Source organism: Vibrio sp. YT-18 (assembly GCF_033337345.1).
GTDB lineage: Bacteria > Pseudomonadota > Gammaproteobacteria > Enterobacterales > Vibrionaceae > Vibrio > Vibrio alginolyticus.
Window position 1 is genome coordinate 168,938 of the sequence record NZ_JAWOQO010000001.1, and the last position, 20,695, is coordinate 189,632.

The window sequence follows — 20,695 nt, forward strand, 5'->3', positions numbered from 1 at the left end:
CTGGCGCAGTCTCTGCCAACGCTGACTAACGTGACGTTTACGCCTGAGCACCAAGCCATCGGCCAAAGCGTGACGGTAACGCTGGAATTCGATAAAGAGCTGCAATCCGCAGCGGCGGAGTTAGGTGGCACGACGATCACCTCATTAATGGCAACCGCGGACCCAAGTGTTTGGACTGGTGATGTGATGGTACCAAGCACGTCGGATCTCAAATTGGGGTTGCTTGTTCGTGACTACCAAGACTTCTCAGGGAATACCGGAAGTCAGAACACGGCTTACTCCATGCCGATCACGCCGACCTTAGCCATCACGCCAGTGGGCAGTGTGGATGAAACGCTTGCCGCCACGCTACAATTCGAAGGCACGTCGACACGTTTTGACGGTCAGTCCTTGCGTCTTGAAGTGAAAGCACAAGGCAGCGCGACGGTATTGAAAAGCAGCAGTGCGACGGTACAAGCTGGTGGCACTTGGACCAGTGACGCGATGGATATGAGTCACCAAACCAACGGCACTTATACCGTGATTGTGACAGGGACGAACTCAGCCGGCATTGAAGTAAGTGAAAGTCAGAGCTTTACACTCGAGCAGTCTCTGCCAACGCTGACTAACGTGACGTTTACGCCTGAGCACCAAGCCATCGGCCAAAGCGTGACGGTAACGCTGGAATTCGATAAAAATCTGCAATCCGCCGCAGCAGAGTTAGGTGGTACGACGATCACTTCATTAGTGGCAACCGCGGACCCAAGTGTTTGGACTGGTGATGTAGTGGTACCAAGCACGTCAGAGCTGAATGTGGCGTTGCTTGTTCGTGACTACCAAGACTTATCAGGAAATACCGGTAGTCAGAACACGGCTTACTCCATGCCAATTACACCGACAATACACCTAGACGTTATCAACGATGTTACTGGAGTGGAAAGCGTGACAGTAAGTGGTAGCAGTGAACGATTTGAAGATGGTGAGTTCATAGATATCAAAGCAGTCGACGCTGATGGTACAGAAGCCACAGGCATGGCAACCGTGCTTTCAGACTCATGGACAACTGATTTAGATCTTTCAGGACTGAAGGAGGGGGTAGTGACGATTTATGTAAATGGTACCAACAAGCTTTCCGCCTCTGCCGAAGAGGCTCAAGCAACATTTAACTATGATCGTTTCGCAAGTACAGCCTCCTTAGGTGCTGTTTACAACCGATATTTTAGTGATAACAAAACTTTAAAAAATGCGGCATAAATAAAGCGAGCGTTTAGCTCGCTTTATTTCTTTTGGACTTTTTGTGATATTTATCAAAATAATTGCCTTTATTGATAAGTTACTCGAATTAATTAATCGTCTTAATACAAGGCTGAATAACTATAATAACTAGGCCAATGTTGCTTTTAGGTGTGTATGACGTGATTGTGATGGTCACTCGGCAGGAGCTGTGGTGAATGTGTCGCGTTGAAAATCTTTTTAAATATTATATATTTACGCTCGTTTCTATACTCTGAGTATAGTGTTCTGCATGAGGTCGATGGGTAATACCTCACCTCTTTAACTCGCGATGAAGCAAATTTAATCCTAGCAAGCTTCAGAGCAGTTACTTTTGTGAGTGCGTAATGCGCTCACCTTTTTATTTAAACTTCCTCAGTAACAGTCAATTTGTTGTTTGTTGCTGAGGAGGGCACCTCATAAACTTCTGAATTTCCTCGTGCTTACCTGAAGCGCACGTTACTACGATTTTTGTTAACTTCAGTCCATAAATTAAATTTTTTTAGATAGTAAGATTTTACCATTTTGACAGAGTGGGTGATGTTACTGGCTTTTATTGTGGTCAAATCGCATGTTTTAATAGTAAAAATCACCATTTTTTTTGGTGTTTTTGATTTCGGGCGATTTTTCTATCTCGTTGAAAATAAATGGCTAAGTAAGTAGGATACGCAGACCAAATCGTACTTGTAAGCCTTATCAGCTTAATTGTCACCGCAGCCATATTTACGATGTTGGTTGTGGAGAATTCAAATGCATTTAGTTTGCAAATTTATACCTAGCTCGAAGCTATCCTCCAACGAGCTATCTTATGTTCTTACACCGGACGAGTGTATAGGGCAGCTTTCGCGTTTGCGAAATTCAGATGACATCCTTAGAAACCTCCCTAAAGAATTGGCGCAAAAGATTTCCATCTCTGCCAAAAAAAACGACCAGCGCATTGCTAGCTGCTATAAGAATCGAATTGGGAAAAGGCAATTGGGTGTCATTATCTACCGTTGCTCGTCGGTCGCCATTGACGGACTCTCAGCTGCAAAGCTTCCCTAGACTTAAATCACTCGTTGACTCTGTATCTGCTTCGGATGAAAGCAAAGCTTTTAAAGCGGGTTATAAGCAGGTTACTGACGATGTTGCTTTAGTTCGTAGTTACACGCATGTCCCCTCTGAGCCAAGCCCAGATCAAAAAATCGTTGTCGAGTTTGCAGGGAAATGGTCTAGCAACGCGGCATGTTTGATGTTGGGAAAAACGGAAACTCAAAAAGAAAAAGTGACTGTAGGCAAGGCTGATACAGAAAACAAACACCGCAGCCTCGCGACATTTAAAGATCTCGAAGCTGAGGGCAAAACGCTCTATATCAAAATCCCTTGCATTGACCCGCCTCAGCCAATCCTGCTTAAACTCGCCGAAGACCTGCAACCCGTTGATAAAGAAACTCAGATGGATGAGTGGGATAACGTGTTAGTGCCTGTGCTACCTATGCTAGAGGGCACAAATGGACATGAGTTGGTTGCAGAAGGTTATTTCTATGTAATCTGGAATAACAAAGTTTGGCGAGAGGTTGAAGTTACAACAAAAGGCTACTTTGCTGATGTCGATTTAGAGTACTACAGAAATAATGATCCTGAATCCTCGATGAAAACACGACATGTCAACATTGATGGGGCAAACCTTGTACCAGACTACTATATTGGCGAAGAACCATTTGAGATTTATCAATCCGGTCAGAAAGTGTATTCGGGACATCTAAGCCTTGATCAAGGTGCTAGGGTATTCCGCCTTGTAGATGAGGAAGTAGATGTTGTTTTTCCAGAATTAGATATTGATCCTATCACTGTTAAAACGGCGCTAAGCCCTTATAAAGCTGGCAAAGATGGTTTGCGTATTGCACAAGGTGTTCCTCTACCGCATATTTGGGTGCCATATAAAGTCGCGGGAGAAGTACAAGAATGTTATATCCATTATTCCGAGTTGGCTTTGACAAACACGGAACTGTCTGAGCTAGAGAGTGATCCTGCTTCAATTGCTAAGTCTCTTTCAGAGTTGCAAATATACTCCTCATCCCAAAGCTTTGATAATGCGGGTGAGAATATTATTCCAGTTTCCGGTACCGCATCGACAGGGACTGGCAGTGGAATCATCAACGAACATAAAGAAAGCAATATCGCGGGGCTTAAGTTGGCTCCAAGAGGCGCTTTGCCTTCTATACGTTACCTTCACGAGCCTTTGACAGATCAACCGGACGATTTCTTTGGGCTTCGTAACATAGAACACGATTGGATTCACAAATCGTACTTTCGTTCAGCGATGAAAGACGACGATGGTTATATGACGCTGCGTTTTGCATTCCCGCCGGCAGAGGTCAAGAACGTCGATATTGTTCGAGGTGTTCATTCGAGCCTCTCCACCGGTAGCCAACGTCTTGTTGTTGTAGAAGAAAATGTACCCATTTCAGAATTGCTAGGTTAAACCATGAAAAAAATACTATTACTGTTACTTACTGCTTTATCGATAGCGGGTTGTAAAGATGACGGCCGCACTTACGTGGGTGAACATAACTACTACACCATGGAGCAGAGCAAGGTCCGTAAATCTGGCTCTGCGACTTATCAACAACGTGACTTTCCTCGTTACTTTATCCATCGTGCCAAAGAATGGCCAAGGGAAGATTTAAACGACGCGAGTTCTTACGATTTGCCACGCGTTCAGTTTACTTGGGCAAACTTATCAGACGATCAAGGATATGGACCAGACCCAATGTACGATGAGTACGAAGGGCGTGTAAAAGTTTGGAGTATGAAGACCGATGGTACGGACCTGCGTTTGGTGACAGATTTACCCTATCTTGGAAAGGCATCCAGCACTCGATACAAAACCAGTCGCTCACCAAATAATCGTTACGTTGCACTGAACTCCGGACCTGACATACATCTTTTTGATTTAAAAGAGCAAAAATTAATTGACTTGCCGCATCGTTTAGCTGGTATTCCGGGTTTCCTGTGGGCGGAAGATAGCAGCTACGTTTATTACCGCACGGGTAAGGTGGGGCGTGTGGTGTATAAGTGGGATATTGCTAAAGGTGAGGCGGAAAAAACGGATTTACAAATATTCGGTACAGGATTTATAAAAGGCGGGTTGATTTATGAGGTGGGAGATGTTGGAGCTGGAATCATTGATGAAAAGACTCATGAGCTTGTAAAATTGGTTCAATGGGGGAAAAAGTTACCTGTTAATAAAGCAAAAGCGCATTATACGGCGATCAGTCCAGAAGGGGACATCGTTTGGGCGGCTAATCGCAACTATCACAATGTGTTTGTTGTTGATCTAGCAAATGGTCAACAGATTGAGCGTGATGGGGCAATGCAATATGCCATCGGTCTAAAAAATCGTTTTTCTTTGACGAATTATAACGCGATGCTGATGTCAGTACAGAACAACCAGACAAAACAAGCGTGGAGTTGGTCTCCGTTGGGTTACAGCCGCACGTTAGACCCCGCCATTGTGTATAACCTCTCTGCAAATCATGGCAACTGGTTTAAGGAGGCTAAATAATGGCCAGAACCTACGATGATGAAATCTACTTATTTGGCGCTTTATTCTACAGCTACAATACGGATGAAGGTCGAATATTTGATTGGCATACAAAAGCTGGGTTTGGCGTAAATTTTTGATTTAAAGGCGAAAACTTCAGTTTCGCTAGCTCTGGTAAGGTTGGGTACTTTAGTGTCTGAAACGAATTGATGGCAATATAGATAGCTGAGCCGTTACGTTAGATTACAATAGCTCTAAAGGATTTACCCTGCAAACCGTTTTACGTTACCGAAGCTTTATGAAAGTCAAAAATAAAAGTGATCGATTCAGTGTATATCACCGTTTGCCCCCGTATAACAGTCGTCGAGCGTGAAAGACGGATAGGGTGGCAATGGTATATTCTACTTACTGGCGAAATAGGCATTGACTTCAATATAAGTTTGTATGTTGGGCTATCGAATGATGGCTTATGATTTAGTGGAGCAACATAGCTTGTCACCAAAGGACCTGTATCTCAAGTTACTATTGTGCTTCCGTAGTTAGCTGTAGAGTGTTGCAAGCACCTACTGAAGGCAGTCTTTTCTGGCTCCAGTGAGGCTTTATTACCTAGGCTCAGACGCAGACGTTTGTCTTCCATATAGAATATTCGAGCAAGATCACGGAAGTCCGGAAAGCGACTTATTCGCTAATATTTTAGTAAAACTGAAAGCTGAATCGTCAACTGATATAACGTAAAGTGTCTCATTTTTATGGGAGTACTAATGAATAGTTACGTTATTTTACATCGGGATAAGATTGCGGTGGCGATTGACCTAATGAGTGCAACATCGTCATCTGATATCAATAGGCTAAAAACGGAAGGCTTTTTCGTTGAAGAAGAAATGATTGATGCAAAGACAGATAGTGAGGCTATCAGAGTGTTTCAGTCTAGTGAAAGATGTCCGTGGAAGACTCTCCCTAGAAATAAAGTTCAATTGTGGTTGTTATACCTCTTTATTGCCCTTGGCGTGGTTATTAACGCCGCTGTTGGTGATTATTCTGAATTAAGAGAGGCTTGGGGCAGTACTGAGGTGTTACTTTACACCCAATTAAGTCTATTGGCTGCTATAGCGATGTGTCTAATTTATATGATTTCTAGATGTCTGAGAATACTGAAGGGACAAAATGATAAGGTCCTTTTAACTGATTAACCTCAAATTTTTGTCAACCATTCTTTGTCTGCGTCCCACAAGTCAGAGCTGGGAAATATACTCATATTTTTTAATCTGTTGGGGGCGTATTTGCCATGGCAACCCAATTAAAGAATGGATTAAGAATGAAAAAGAAAATATTACTCAGCTTGGGTTTGACGATTATAGTTGTCTCCGCTGTCGGCTACACCGCAACAAAATCCAACTTTGATGGAGCAATTTGTCGGACTAACTGGAGAAGCAATAATAGCTAGTTGTAACAAACGAATCGATAGCATTCCTTAAAAGTTACTTCCAGTAAATAAGATTTTAAAACAGAGTTCAAATGAATAATACATCAATCAAGCTTGCATGCCTTGCTTTTGCAGCAAGTTCATATGTCTATGCTCAAAATGAGCCGTTTGTTTATACCGATATTAAAGAGAAACGTGTATCCAGTGACACTGAAGGCATTGTCACCCATGGTTATACACCTGATGCGAGCATTTATTACGCATCTACGGTTGAAGAAGATGATAATGGTAACGTGCAAGTTCAAGGCGCGAGCTATATCGGAGACCCGGAATTCGACTGGGAAGTTGCAGACGGTTTCTATGCTTTTTGTGATGGCCATAAAGTGCAATTTGGTATCAACAAGTCATACATGGATTTCTACCTTAAAAATAGTGATTATTTGTTCACCTTTGGAGATGGAACTCGTCATTACTACCGTGTTGAGCATGGCGAAAATGCAGACCAGTACGCACCAACTATTGCTGCTAACAGACAATTTTTTCAACCTAAAGCGGCGTTCATTGATGCACTCAAAAGCAACAGTGCTGTGCATGTTGAGATCAATACTAAAGGTCAACTCAGCCAGATGACTAACGACTTTGACGATGATTTCCCTGTTAGTGGTCTCGCTGAAATGCTAACCCGCGTAATGAATCATTGCTCTGAAACTGCGCCTGAACTAGATATCACTTCATTGAGTAAGTCAAAGCAGTTGGTTGCCAAAGCTAAAGCGTTGACCAACACACGCTATTACGATGAGGCGAAAGCGTTACTAATTAAGGCATCTGAGATGGGGGACGGTGAAGCAAGTGCACTATTAGGCGATCACTATCAACTTTATGAAGAGGGCGATGCGCGCTGGAAATTGGCGCGTGAAGCAAGACGGTTGGGCGCAAAACAAGGTGACCCAGGCGCAATGTGCGCAGCGGGCGTTGACTATGTTCGCCTTGAACACAAGGACAGTGCCAATGGTGAGAAAGGCTTAGCTTTGTTACGACAAGCCGAGGCTAAGGGGGAAAGCTGTGCGTATTACAACTTAGGTTACATGTATTTAGAAGGCATGGTAGTTGAGAAAGATCGGGAGCGAGGGATTGAGTATCTTAAACTTGTTGCGAAAGAATCCGCATCAGCGCTGAACATGTTAGTTCAAGTGTACCAATACATGCCAAAAGAGCGTGATGCGGAAGTGTATCCTTGGGTCAAACTCATGATCGAAAAATATGATTTTGATATGAATATGAAGCCCATCATCTGTAACCGTAGCCCTGAAGTTTGTAACGAAGAGGATAAACGATAATGCTGTTATTAGGCTCGCCTTATAAAAAAGCCTTGTCATTAAGCATGACAATAGCACTAATGAGTCAGTGCTTACTGTTTTCATTGTCGGTATCGGCGACTCCATTCAATGACCTTGAGTTTGAACGTAATATACGTAATCGAAACGATGTGACGGCGCTACTAAAGGTAGATAAGAGCCCTTATACCGGGGTTGCAGAGTCTTTTTATGATAATGGGACTAAGCGTGCTGAGGCTTATTACTTAAATGGAAAGCAGCATGGACCAAGCTTTAGTTGGTTTGAAGATGGTCGCTTAGAATCAAAAAGCCATTGGCTTAATGGTAAGAAACACGGTACTGAACAAGAGTGGAAAATAGATCGTTCTGTTAAGAATGACCAAGGCCAGCCAAGCTATTACCTCGAAGAGCTCAATACCTATCAGTATGGTATTTATAACGGCAAACAGAAGTTTTGGCGTGAAGGTCGTCTTTATCGCGAGGTGCAGTATGTAAATAACAAATACCAAGGTGATAAAAAGCAATGGGATATTGATAAACAAGGCAATCGATATCTTTCTAGCGACGAACAATACGTTGACGGTACCAGAGCGGGGTTAAGTCGCAGCTACTTTGCTGATCATCGCCTCAAAGGAGAAGAGTATTTCAATCGCGGAAGGGAAGACGGCATGGTGCTCGATTATGATATCGACATGATTGATGGTGTTGCGCGATACAATGAGAGGTCTTTTTATTTTAGAGAAGACGGCAAATACGAAGGGATTAAGTGGGAACATTACAAAGGTAAGATTCGTTCGATATACAGTACCCGTGATGGGCAGAACTATGGTTTTATCCAAAGTTATAATCCTCAGGGTATATTACTGAGTATGAGACCGACGCTGACTGGCAAGTGGCTTCGATATCATCGAAACACGAACTTACTTTCTAGTGAGAAGTATACCTTTGGTGGTCACTTTGATGATTTGCAATATACCTGGTATGACTCAGGCAGTATTGAAACGATAGACCGCCTTGATATAAATAAAAAGGGACCTTATAAATCAGCTTATATTGGTATGGCTGAATGGTATAAAAATGGTAATCAAAAACATGAGATAAAAGCGACTAAGAATCCGGAGAGGTATTCAAAAACATCTTGGTACGGTAACGGGCAGATTAAAACACAAGGTATTATCGTTCGTGATGGCGAAATTGGTACACATAAGGCGTGGTACAAGGATGGCCAACTAAAGAGTGAACTAAGTTACGTTATTGAAAAGAATAGGTGGGGTAATCGGAGTGTATTGAATGGTGAAGCAAAGCAATGGTACAGCAATGGTCAACTGAAAGAGCAAGCTCACTATGTTAAAGGTCAGCTCGTTGGCAAGCAGACAAAATGGTTGGATGACGGAACGTTGCATTCAGAAAAATCATGGAGTCTGTAATCATAATGGATCTAATACAGAGTATTAAAAGCGTTTATATGTTGGAAGAGACAAGTATGTACGATGAAGCACGCCATTTTATTAAACATGGATTGCTGGCCTTGTGTTTAATTCCGCTGGTTGCTAATGCAGCTATTCTTGAATTTAAAGGTGAAAAAGAAATGCTTGCTTATGAGCGAGGTCATACAACACCTTTCACGGGCACTGACTTACAGTACTTTATGGATAAAGATGAGCCTGAGCAATCTTTGAATAAGCTTAGTGAAATCACCTATGTTGACGGTAAAAAGCACGGTGAAGAGAAGTTTTGGACTTATTCTGGTCGCCCTAAAATGTTGAATACTTATGAGCATGGTGTGTTGAATGGGCGCGCTGCTATCTGGTACACACACCTGATTAATCAGATGGCATGGGAAGGTCAGTATCTCAATGGTAAAAAACACGGATTAACCAAATACTGGGACACATATGGCCGTAAGCAATGGTTCATCAATATGAATCAAGGTGAGCGTCATGGGTTAACACAGGGTTGGGACGGTAATGGTACGCTGATATTCAGCGGTGAGTTCGTAAATAACCGACAGCAAGGTACGCAAACTTGGTATTACAGCAATGGCAAGCTGAAACAGCGAACTACGTTTACTGTCGGTGAATATAACGGTAAACATGAACACTGGTTTGAAAATGGCAACATTGCTGTCCAAGCCAAATATGTTAGTGGGAAGCTTGAAGGTCGGGAACGTTATTGGTATCCGAATGGTCAACTGAAAAGTGACGTGACATACAAAGACGGTCTTAAGCAGGGCAAAGAGTCAATTTGGTATAAAAATGGGCAATTAATGCGCACTGCTGAGTATCAAGCTGGTTTGAAACAAGGCAAGCAACAAACTTGGTACAAGAATGGTAAACCGCAGTCAACCAGCCACTTTACCCAAGGTGAGCTTAATGGTGAAGAACTACTTTGGACTGAAAACGGTGTAAAAACTCAGTTCATCTACAAAGATGGAGAAGTCACTGAGTTTACAATGCTATAAACGATTTGAGTTTGTAAGTTTGAATGGGAAGGCTCCTCAGTTTTTACGCTTTTTAGTAGTAGGGACGGGTAAATAAACATCCTGTTTTTACTTCGATTGGATGTGTGATTTATAAACACCCTTTCAACTATACTGGTTGCTTATTGGAGTTTTGTTGCTTAAATCGATGGAATTAAATCAATAAGCTGCGATCTGAACGAATTCCAAGGGTCGTCGTAGATTAATGCTTAAACCTCGAAACAAAACAGTTATATGGGACCAGTGTAATACAGCCCTAATCAACCTTTGCTCTCTGATCTTTTGGATTGATGAGAGCCATAGTCGAATGGAAGAAAAACAAAGAAGGAAAGTACTCTAGGCCCAATTGATTCAATGATTTAGCTATTGTTACGGTATTAATGTTCAATTACATCAAAAACTCAATTTACGACTAGCCTGAGCCGATCAAGGTCATCCTCTCACCAAAGCAAAAGCGCTTTGCTCAAATTGAAGCATTAGAATCGGATGCTGCTTTGCTAGATAAATCCAGCACGCCATTAGATGAATTAAGCAGTTACAGTGACGGGCAGTCATTCAGTGCACAAGAATTCACCCCCGATGTAGACAGTGCAGTCATCCACAAAGTTACTGAAGACGACATGCCATGGCTGAGTGACCAACAAGCCATAGTTCGCAGCTATGACCAAAGCAACACCGTGATTGCCTATGTGGATGGAAAAAACAGTGGTTTTCAATTGTCAGTTGAAACCGGGCTGATCGATTTTAATACCCCTGTCACTCATTATGCGGTGATATCTGATAGTGAAAGTGATTGGGTCTCGAGTGAAGCGCTTCAATATGACCAAGAAAACCCACATTTTGCGACGGCGCAGCTCGGTGGTTTTCCCCAAAAAGGAAAATTTACTTTACAGATCACCTCTCCAGGTTATACCCATCACTCGGAACTTGTTTTTCAAGACTTAACTCTTGAGCAAGTACAGAATTGGTCGACTCCGAGCCAAATGGCCGAAAGGGTAGAACCCGAGCCAGAGCGTAGCGAACAAGAGCTGAATGCAGAAGATAATCTCAGCCAATATATGTCGCTGTGGAAACAAGAATTAGGAATGTAAGTTATGAATAAAAAAGTCTTATTTGGCTTGTCCGCATTTGCTATTGCGGGCGTCGGGGTAGGCAGCGCCTTTAGCCCACAAGTTCAGCAATGGTTAGATGAAAGAGCTGCTGCACAAGCGGAGCAAGAAAAATATAACAAGGCGTTAAACACGGTTGTTTCCTCGATGGGGCTCTTTGTTGATAGGACGTCAGAGCGAGCTGATTGGATATTGGAAGTCGCAGACCCACGCACCGCGCCGTTGGCTCAGTGGGACAATCCCGGAGACAAGCCGCAAATCATCACGCAGATTTATCGTGCTGAAAACCGCAAACAAGCTGGTTTATACACCATGAATTTAGACGGCAGCAACCTGCAAACCTTGTTGACTCCAGAAGAAGTTGGCAGCCTAGTTGGGTTTACCAAAAACTTGCGCCCGCAGCGCTCACCAAATGGTCGCTTCTTATTTTTTAACATGGGGTTATTCGCATCGTTAAAAGGTTGTGCCGTTGCAGACCTTAAAACCCGCCAAATCGAACGCTTCGGGGGTGATTGTAACTTTGGTGGCTGGTTGCCTGACAGCAGTAAAGCTTACATGTCGAAACTCGGTAAGGCGTATGAATTTGATACCAACAGCATGGTTATGAGTGATCTGCCGTTGGCTTTACCTAATCCAGATTCTCCTGAACTGAGAAAGAAATGGCTGGATGGTAACGAGCATGCTTATGATGAACCTATAAGAGTGCAACTTTTGAATCAAGGAACACAGCTACTAGTAACAGCAAGAACTTCCCATAACAAAATTGTATTAGGTAGGGCCGATGAGGAAACCAATCTTGCCTATCAAGTTGGCGACTGGCAACATTACAAGGAGGAGCGTTATTACCCTAAGGAATGTTATTTAGCCGAAGAGCGGAGAAAGTACAATGCCGTTGCAGATTATATCTACTGGCGGGAGGATGGTGGTGCGTTTACTTGCAACACCAAGGATGGTTATCGTTCATTTAATACTCGAGCAACCGACAAAGCCATACCTTTAGCTAACAAAGACAGTCGCTACACGTTGCAACTCGGCGTATTAAGTGGCGATGATGCGCCTACCCCGAGATTGTATAGAGCGCGTCAGGCAGATGAGAGCTCACCGATTGATGAACTCGCTTACCAGTATAAACTGCCTGAAGACGGCGATAGTGTTAATGGCTTCTCCCTTTATGTTCCAGCGAGTTTGCAGCCTGACTTTTCTGATTATGATTTACGTCAGGAATTCCCTGCCTTACCAGACCACGCTCAATACAAACAAGCTTTCGCCCGTTATCAGGAAGCACAGCAAGAAAAATGTAAAGAAATAGATTATGGAAAATGGACATCACTTGAAATCCGACGTTGTGAGCGCACATGCCAAATTGAAAGACAAGGCGATCATTTTGTGACGGCACACTGTCACTCAAATAAAGCTAAATAAGGAGTAAACTTCATGGCGAAATTAAACCTTAAAGTCAGTGGTGTTTACCTCCTGGGGCAACTTTTTGATGACAAGGGACCAGTACCAAATAGTCGATATTTCCCCCTGCGTAATAATGAATTTGTTAACTTCTGCTCAAAAGTAAAAAAAACTGTTTTTCTTAAAGCCTTCTTTTTGAATAAGTGCGGTAGGTAATATGTCCAAATTTCCAGTTAAAGTGACTTTGTTGGCTGTTAATCTGTCGGCTTGGGGCGTTTGGGGTTTTTCTGCAGATTTTTCTATCTCGTTGAAAATAAATGGCTAAGTAAGTAGGATACGCAGACCAAATCGTACTTGTAAGCCTTATCAGCTTAATTGTCACCGCAGCCATATTTACGATGTTGGTTGTGGAGAATTCAAATGCATTTAGTTTGCAAATTTATACCTAGCTCGAAGCTATCCTCCAACGAGCTATCTTATGTTCTTACACCGGACGAGTGTATAGGGCAGCTTTCGCGTTTGCGAAATTCAGATGACATCCTTAGAAACCTCCCTAAAGAATTGGCGCAAAAGATTTCCATCTCTGCCAAAAAAACGACCAGCGCATTACTAGCTGCTATAAGAATCGAATTGGGAAAAGGCAATTGGGTGTCATTATCTACCGTTGCACGTCGGTCGCCATTGACGGACTCTCAGCTGCAAAGCTTCCCTAGACTTAAATCACTCGTTGACTCTGTACCTGCTTCGAATGAAAGCAAAGTTTTTAAAGCGGGTTACAAGCAGGTTACTGACGATGTTGCTCTAGTTCGCAGTTACACGCATGTACCTTCTGAGCCAAGCCCAGACCAAAAAATTGTTGTCGAGTTTGCAGGGCAGTGGTCTAGCAACGCGGCATGTTTGATGTTGGGAAAAACGGAAACTCAAAAAGAAAAAGTGACTGTAGGCAAGGCCGATACAGAAAATAAACACCGCAGCCTAGCGATATTTAAAGATCTCGAAGCTGAGGGCAAAACGCTCTATATCAAGATCCCTTGCACTGACCAGCCTCAGCCAATTTTGCTTAAACTCGCCGAAGACCTGCAACCCGTTGATAAAGAGACTCAGATGGATGAGTGGGATAACGTGTTGGTGCCTGTGAGACCATTGGCTTACTTAGATGGCAGCAAAGACAAAGCAAAAGCTTCTGACCTCCGCGGTGGTTTCCTTTATGTGTTTTGGAAAGGGAAGCTTTGGCGAGAGATGGCCATAAACGAGAAAGGTTATTACCAAGATGTTGACGTCGAGTATTACCGTACCCTAGAGCAAGAAGAAAAGAAAAAGGACACGCCTCAGGTAATACAAAGAAGCGCAAGCGGCTTTGCCATGGCACATTTCTGGGCACCTTACAAAATATCGGGTGAAGTCCAACAGGGAGAAAATGGACTCAAGATCATTTTCTCACCAAAGCAAAAGCGCTTTGCTCAAATTGAAGCATTAGAATCGGATGCTGCTTTGCTAGATAAATCCAGCACGCCATTAGATGAATTAAGCAGTTACAGTGACGCACAGTCATTCAGTGCAAAAGAATATACTTCCGATATAGACAGCGCAACCATCCACAAAGTTACCGAAGACGACATGCCATGGCTGAGTGACCAACAAGCCATAGTACGCAGTTACGACCAGAGTAATACGGTCATTGCTTATGTGGATGGAAAAAACAGTGGTTTTCAATTGTCAGTTGAAACTGGGCTGATCGATTTTAATACCCCTGTCGTTCATTATGCGGTGATATCTGATAGTGAAAGTGATTGGGTACTGAGTGAAGCGCTTCAATATGACCAAGAAAACCCACATTTTGCGTCGGCGCAGCTCGGTGGTTTTCCCCAAAAAGGAAAATTCACTTTACAGATCACCTCTCCAGGTTATACCCATCACTCGGAACTGGTTTTTCAAGACTTAACTCTTGAGCAAATACAGAATTGGTCGACTCCGACTCAAATGGCGGAAAGGGTAGAGCCAGAGCCAGAGCGTAGCGAACAAGAGCTGAATGCAGAAGAGAATCTCAGCCAATATATGTCGCTGTGGAAACAAGAATTAGGAATGTAAGTTATGAACAAAAAAGTCGTATTTGGCTTGTCTGCATTAGCTATTGCAGGCGTTGGGGTAGGCAGTGCCTTTAGCCCACAAGTTCAGCAATGGTTAGATGAAAGAGCGATTGCACTGGCGGAGCAAGAAAAATATAACAAAGCGTTAAACACGGTAGTCTCTTACCTAGGGCTAGCTGTTGGTGAAAAATCAGAGAAAACTGATTGGATATTAGAGGTTGCAGACCCACGCACCGCGCCGTTGGCTCAGTGGGACAACCCCGGAGACAAGCCGCAAATAATCACGCAGATTTATCGTTCTGAAAACCGCAAACAAGCTGGTTTATACACCATGAATTTAGACGGCAGCAACCTACAAACCTTATTGACCCCAGAAGAGGTTGGCAGCCTAGTTGGGTTTACCAAAAACTTGCGCCCACAGCGCTCACCAAATGGCCGCTTTTTGTTTTTTAATATGGGCTTATTCGCTTCATTAAAAGGTTGCGTCGTTGCAGACCTTAAAACCCGCCAAATTGAACGCTTTGGCGGCGGTTGTAACTTTGGTGGCTGGCTGCCTGACAGCAGTAAAGCTTATATGTCGAAACTCGGTAAGGCGTATGAATTTGATACCAACAACATGGTTATGAGTGAGCTGCCGTTGGCTTTACCTAACCCAGATTCTCCTGAACTGAGAAAGAAATGGCTTGAAGGTAATTGGGGGGATCTTGCCTATGACAAAATTAAAAGAGTTAGGCTGTTAAATGATGGGAAAGAGCTTCTGGTTAAGACAAGTACCTCACGTAGCAAAAAAGTTTTAGGTAAAGCCGATAAGGAAACTAATCTCATCTATCAAGTTGGCGAGTGGCAACATTACACTGTGGAGCGCTATTACCCTAATGAATGTTATTTACTCGAAGAGCGGAGAAAGTACAATGCAGTTGCAGATTATATCTATTGGCGGGAGGATGGTGGTGCGTTTACTTGCAACACCAAGGACGGTTATCGTTCATTTAATACTCGAGCAACCGACAAAGCCATACCTTTGGCTAGTAAAGACAGCCGCTACACGTTGCAACTCGGCGTATTAAGTGGCATGGATGCGCCTACCCCGAGACTGTATAGAGCGCGTCAGGCAGATGAGAGCTCGCCGATTGATGTACTCGCTTACCAGTATAAACCGCCTGTGGAAGGCGATAGTGTTAATGGCTTTTCCCTTTTTGTTCCAGCGAGTCTGCAGCCTCATTTTTCTGATTATGATTTACGTCAGGAATTCCCAGCCTTGCCAAGTCATTCTCAGTTTAAAGATGCCTATGCTCGCTACCTCGCATCTCAGGAACAAAAGTGCAAAAAAGTAACTTACGAAAATTCTTCTGGTGAAGATATCTTTCGATGTGAACGTACATGTCAAATTGAAAAACAAGGCAATGTTTTTGTGACAACACATTGCGACTCAAATAAGGTCAAATAAGGAGTAAACTACGTGGCGAAATCAAACCTTAAAGTCAGTGGTGTTTATCTCCTAGGGCAACTTTTTGATGACAGGGGACCAGTTCCAAATAGTCGATATTTTCCCCTACGCAATGTGTGCTTCGCGCATAAAGACGACAGTGAAGGCAGGACTGTCAGTTATGATGGCAAAGGTCACCAAACTCAAACACCACCAAAAGCGGCGCTACTGTACAGTGATGCACTCGGAAAAATTACCTATTTTAACGCGCCTGAATCATTAGATTTGGGGCAAAATTTGCCATTGCAAGGTAATCCTGCATCCGCAACAACGTTTGCCTCTGGCCACTCTCGTTTACTATTTTTTCCGCCTTATTTAGCGCCAATTCACCTTATGAGTGAAGAGGGCAAAGACGGTAAATGGCTGGCGAATCTGTATAATTCGCTTATCTCGGGAGCAGAAACTAAGCCTTTAGAAAATTATTATCAAGTTTCTGAACAAAGTGATTATTCCATCTCTGAACTATTACCAAGTAAAGAGGTCGGTGATAAACACTATGCTGCTGCTATCGGTAAACTTGAGGACTCGATAGAGAAAAAGCAGCTGAGTACGCTAAAAGCCATTGTATTACCTCAGAAATATACGATTGTGGTCCACTTCTCTGATGCCAACTTCGTTCGCGCGACGGTTACGCTGTCGAATTTTCCTTCACAGTTGCGAATTACAGGGGATGCAGGTGGCAGTAATTTAACCGCTGTGAGCACTGTTAAAGAAGTCAAATTCAAAGATATCGACGGCCAAGAAAAGAACATTTATAGCGCTACGTTCTGGGTAAGTTCTGATTCGATATTTAAACTCGACGAGGCGAGCCAGCATTGCCGTTTTGATATTGATCTCTCTACTGTGGACAGAAATGCAACAGCTTATTGGTTAAGGAAAGACTTTCAAAAAAAATACAGTTTTTGCGAACGAGTATTGCACTTACCAATCTCAACCCCGCTTGGGCGCAGTGCTTTGGTGAACGGTAATCCCATCTCGGTAGAGGAAGCACTGTTCAATCAAGCCTCTCACCTTTACCCCAACTTACTGGAAAAACTGAAACAAAGCCCAACTGATTTGCCTGAAAAACTCGCCAGTGAGTCAAAAAACGCAATTGCTCCTCAGATATGGCACAGTGTACAAAGCAATAAAGCGTACATTGAAAGTGCAGCCCAAACGATGCAACACAAGTTAAGTTGGCAAACCGTTGCCAAGGTTGCTGCGGCTTCTGTTGGTGGCAGTGCTGATAGCGAAATGAGAAATATTGCGGGTGCGACAGAGGCTTGTTTGTCCGTTATAAGTAAAGCTAATGATCTTTCAGCGAATACGGCTGCATTTGGCCAGAGTCAAATCGATATGATTAAGTTGTTCGGTGACAAAGGCAATATCTTATTTGACAAGTTGAAAGATAAGATCAATTTGATTGAAGTGCCTTCGCAGTGGCGTCAGTTATTACAAGATACTCAAATAGCGGAAAAAATCGGTAAAGGTTTCACTTTGGCTGATGTCATCATTAAAGGTGGAAACTTAGTCGAGGCTTACAACAAAGACGATAAGGCGAGCAAAAGGCTTGATTCTGTTGTGCTTGAGTACCTTGCGACTGTACAGCAGCCTGGAATGAAATCTTTGGCTAGTATTGGTGATAAGGCACTTTTGGACGCAGAGACTAAGGCACTTGAACAACTCAAAAACCTACTGCCCAAGCTTGGAGACAACGATGAGCTTTCATTAAATACCGAGGTTAAAAAAGGGCGACACATATTCGAATTAAGAAGCACGACGTTTGCTTTTGACCGTAGCGACTCAAATAACCCTAAAGCTAGAGCCAACTTAATTGAATTAGGGGGGATACTATCGCAAATACATCGCCCGATTCCAATTACGATAAAAGGTCACACTTGTTCGCGTGGGTCGATCGAATACAACCAGACTTTATCAGAAGAGCGAGCGAGTTATATACGAGAATGTATATTAGAAGGGATTACGTCTAACCAGGCCGTTTGGAAAACGTGCATACGTGCCATTGGTCTAGGTGAGCGAGAACCGCTTGTCCCCAATGATTCTGAAGATCAACGCCGACGCAATCGTCGCGTCGACTTACTGCTTCATTTTGAAGCAATCTTAGATTACCCAGTTTCTCGCGGTGGACTAACTGTCGTCGAAAAATCCCGTCAAATGATGATTGCTAATGAGATGCAGCTTGACGCGGCCACTTTAGATGCAATAGAACTTGCCCTTGATACTGCCCTTGATGTGGCTTCAGTAACGCCTTTGGGAGCGACTGCTAACTTTATTTATACGGTGGGCAAGGCAGGTTCTTCGCTGTTCTCAAATCTTTATGATTTTATTACTGAAGAAGCAGACACTTTAAAGCTACGAAATAATCTTGAAAAAATACAATACCAAAATATTGTCTCTCAAGAACAAATATTGTCATTTGGTTCAGAAAGTCTCTCTGACGAGATGAAGTCAAGTTATTACAAACGTGCTCACGCGCTGAATGGCTTGAGTCGATTATTGCTTGAACGAAACTATCAAGAAATGTCAGGCGACCATAGCAACGTTTCGATAGAAAATATTAATGATTACATTAAACTTTTTTTGCTCAACGATCAGTGGCAACTTAATGAAAATGGTTTTGGTATGGTCCACCTTGATGAGTTCTTTATGGATTCAGACTATGCACAAGCAGAGCTATCACTCCTAAAAGCCAGCACTTATTCTGCTTACGCACAGCTAGGGGCAAGTATTGCGGGCAGACAGTTGAGCGATTGGTACTCCGACGCTGAGGATAGTGAAAGCCCAAGACCATTTATGGAATACAGCCCAATTCACTACATGGCATCCGCTAATACTCAAGCGCTTGTCAAAATGTTTGAAGTTCCCTTTAAAACTGAAGATCTGGAAGCGCTGTACAAAGGAGCTAAACAGTCAATATCTGTTAAAACGGCTCGTGATGGAGCACCAAAAAAATGGATAGCAATGGATGAGTTCCTAGCAGAATATGGGTCTTTGTCACCGTTTGATGAGGTTAGGATTATCGTCGTCTTAGCTAAAGAAGCGGTCGAGTCATTAGAGCCAGAAAAGCGCCGCTTTTTACATCGAGTGGGAATTGAGGTTCAAGCTCGCTGGAATTGGTCGAATTACTCAACTAAGACAGATGCGGTGATGGAAGGGTCCAAAATCGTCAATAAAAGCTCAGAGTACCTGCGAGATATTAAGCCGATAGTTGATAATTTAAATTTGACTTCTAAAGAACAAGCGCTGTTTAACCAGAAATCTGATGATGAAACTTGGGGCGTGATTATCGAACCGTCTTTTGTTTTTGGAGTCAACAAAATTAAGGGAACAAGACCGTGGATTCCGTCCGATTCGCCGAAAAACATATATTTGAACCGCTTGTTTGAAGAAGAAAATAGAGAATTACGCACCGGTGAGTTACCTCTACAGTATGAGTACCTGGCGGGCATCAAAGGGGTTAATGATTCATTTGAACCTATTAATTATGATTTTTGGGCTGCATGGGGGATTTCTACATTCGATCTTTCATTGAGTCCCTCTCGACTTTATCAATTTGGTAAAAATAAAGACATTAAACATGCTGATCATTTATTAGTTTCAGAAAGCTTCCTGTCAGCGCCAAAACCGGATGCAGATCAAGGTAGTTTCCCTAAAGTGTTTGATGATCCGACTGTTGAACTCCACATAATGCAGCAAGGTCTTGAAGGTAAATACTCTGATTTTGCGCGGTACTACAAGGAGGAGGTTGAGGATTTTGATTGGAGTAAGTGGGTCAATTGCCTAGCGGTCGTTAAGACTAAACACTGTCCTGATACACATTTCAGTAACCTAGGATTTGCGCCTGGTAAAGTGATAGGTGTTGAGGCCAAATTGCGAGCGGTTGAGCTTACCAATAGTATTGATTTTCTACCTGTTGTGTCAGGTGGAACTCACTTCACTTTGGGTAAAGGGGAGTTATATCGAATAGGTACCATCGTTGAAAAAGATAATGAATGGCAGTTTGACGTAATGACCTCACAAAAGCATGGAGCACCATTAAAAACTGAGCTCTCCACTCAGCTTGAGAGCTTACGTCAATCTTTTTCAAGAATGAGTTCGAATGAACTTAAAAGTCATGCTATCACCAACTTTGTTGGATTGCGTCAGAAGACGGATATCTATGCACAGATTTTCAAGCCTGAATATGTCAATGTATTAGGTTCAAAAGTAGCTGGGCTTAAACCATTTAAGAGAGTTGAGAAGCTAGTTGATAATTTTCACGAATATATTGACCTTCAACTTGAACTTATTGGGCCTATTGGATCAGGTTTACATGCGCAATCAGAAAAGTTAAAGCTTAATATACATGCCGTTGACCGTGAAGACATTCCAGTAACTTGGTACAAATGTAAGGATGAGCTCATCAAAGGAGCCGAAGAAATTCTGAAAATAGAGGACAAAAGAGACTTATTTTCGAAACGAGAAATAGCAAAGCGCTACGGAAAAACCTACTCTGATATTTCACCTATTTTAGAATGGTTGGCAGCAGGCGAAGCTAAGCCAAGTAGGCTAAGTGATCGCCAAATTATATTGATAAACAAATGGATTTTAAGTAAATAA

At 42.8% G+C, this 20,695-nt stretch carries 11 protein-coding genes and 2 pseudogenes; all 13 read left to right on the forward strand.

Annotated features, from left to right (window positions below; genetic code table 11):
* Positions 1-1,233 (forward strand): tandem large repeat (locus R7M72_RS00690; RefSeq protein WP_318055980.1); only part of this gene is annotated, 1,233 nt, incomplete at its 5' end.
* 768 nt (positions 1,234-2,001) lie between these two features.
* Positions 2,002-3,715 (forward strand): annotated as a pseudogene (locus R7M72_RS00695) (hypothetical protein).
* Between the two features lie 3 nt (positions 3,716-3,718).
* Positions 3,719-4,798 (forward strand): hypothetical protein, encoded by a 1,080-nt coding sequence (locus R7M72_RS00700; RefSeq protein ID WP_225472972.1) that lies wholly within the window; start codon positions 3,719-3,721, stop codon positions 4,796-4,798.
* A 740-nt stretch (positions 4,799-5,538) separates the two neighbouring features.
* Entirely contained in the window at positions 5,539-5,967 is a 429-nt protein-coding gene (locus R7M72_RS00705; RefSeq protein WP_017635776.1) for a hypothetical protein, read from the forward strand.
* A gap of 325 nt (positions 5,968-6,292) precedes the next feature.
* Positions 6,293-7,537, forward strand: coding sequence for a tetratricopeptide repeat protein (locus R7M72_RS00710; protein ID WP_017635775.1), 1,245 nt, complete (start codon positions 6,293-6,295; stop codon positions 7,535-7,537).
* A complete protein-coding gene (locus tag R7M72_RS00715) occupies positions 7,537-8,961 on the forward strand; it encodes a toxin-antitoxin system YwqK family antitoxin (protein WP_053304432.1) in 1,425 nt (474 codons plus the stop codon). The genes R7M72_RS00710 and R7M72_RS00715 overlap by 1 nt, the downstream gene beginning before the upstream one ends.
* 56 nt (positions 8,962-9,017) lie before the next feature.
* Positions 9,018-9,995 carry a toxin-antitoxin system YwqK family antitoxin gene (locus R7M72_RS00720; RefSeq protein WP_225472974.1) on the forward strand — a complete coding sequence of 326 codons (978 nt, stop codon included), beginning with the start codon at positions 9,018-9,020 and terminating at the stop codon, positions 9,993-9,995.
* 443 nt (positions 9,996-10,438) lie between these two features.
* Positions 10,439-11,104, forward strand: a pseudogene (locus R7M72_RS00730) (hypothetical protein); the annotation flags it as partial.
* A gap of 3 nt (positions 11,105-11,107) precedes the next feature.
* A complete protein-coding gene (locus tag R7M72_RS00735) occupies positions 11,108-12,544 on the forward strand; it encodes a hypothetical protein (protein ID WP_318055981.1) in 1,437 nt (478 codons plus the stop codon).
* Positions 12,545-12,556: 12 nt separating this feature from the next.
* Complete coding sequence (locus R7M72_RS00740; protein WP_318055982.1) at positions 12,557-12,739, forward strand: hypothetical protein; 183 nt, start codon at positions 12,557-12,559, stop codon at positions 12,737-12,739.
* Positions 12,740-12,943: 204 nt separating this feature from the next.
* A complete protein-coding gene (locus tag R7M72_RS00745; protein ID WP_318055983.1) occupies positions 12,944-14,611 on the forward strand; it encodes a hypothetical protein in 1,668 nt (555 codons plus the stop codon).
* Between the two features lie 3 nt (positions 14,612-14,614).
* Positions 14,615-16,057: a hypothetical protein gene (locus R7M72_RS00750; RefSeq protein ID WP_318055984.1), complete on the forward strand. Its 1,443-nt coding sequence runs from the start codon at positions 14,615-14,617 to the stop codon at positions 16,055-16,057.
* 12 nt (positions 16,058-16,069) lie between these two features.
* The gene (locus R7M72_RS00755) at positions 16,070-20,695 is read left to right on the forward strand and encodes an OmpA family protein (RefSeq protein WP_318055985.1); all 4,626 of its coding nucleotides are present in this window, start codon (positions 16,070-16,072) and stop codon (positions 20,693-20,695) included.

Coding starts and splice junctions, on each gene's coding strand:
- R7M72_RS00740 (WP_318055982.1), top strand. CDS start 12,557: ATGGCGAAATTAAACCTTAAAGTCAGTGGTGTTTACCTCCTGGGGCAA.
- R7M72_RS00720 (WP_225472974.1), top strand. CDS start 9,018: ATGTACGATGAAGCACGCCATTTTATTAAACATGGATTGCTGGCCTTG.
- R7M72_RS00745 (WP_318055983.1), top strand. CDS start 12,944: ATGCATTTAGTTTGCAAATTTATACCTAGCTCGAAGCTATCCTCCAAC.
- R7M72_RS00715 (WP_053304432.1), top strand. CDS start 7,537: ATGCTGTTATTAGGCTCGCCTTATAAAAAAGCCTTGTCATTAAGCATG.
- R7M72_RS00750 (WP_318055984.1), top strand. CDS start 14,615: ATGAACAAAAAAGTCGTATTTGGCTTGTCTGCATTAGCTATTGCAGGC.
- R7M72_RS00710 (WP_017635775.1), top strand. CDS start 6,293: ATGAATAATACATCAATCAAGCTTGCATGCCTTGCTTTTGCAGCAAGT.
- R7M72_RS00700 (WP_225472972.1), top strand. CDS start 3,719: ATGAAAAAAATACTATTACTGTTACTTACTGCTTTATCGATAGCGGGT.
- R7M72_RS00735 (WP_318055981.1), top strand. CDS start 11,108: ATGAATAAAAAAGTCTTATTTGGCTTGTCCGCATTTGCTATTGCGGGC.
- R7M72_RS00705 (WP_017635776.1), top strand. CDS start 5,539: ATGAATAGTTACGTTATTTTACATCGGGATAAGATTGCGGTGGCGATT.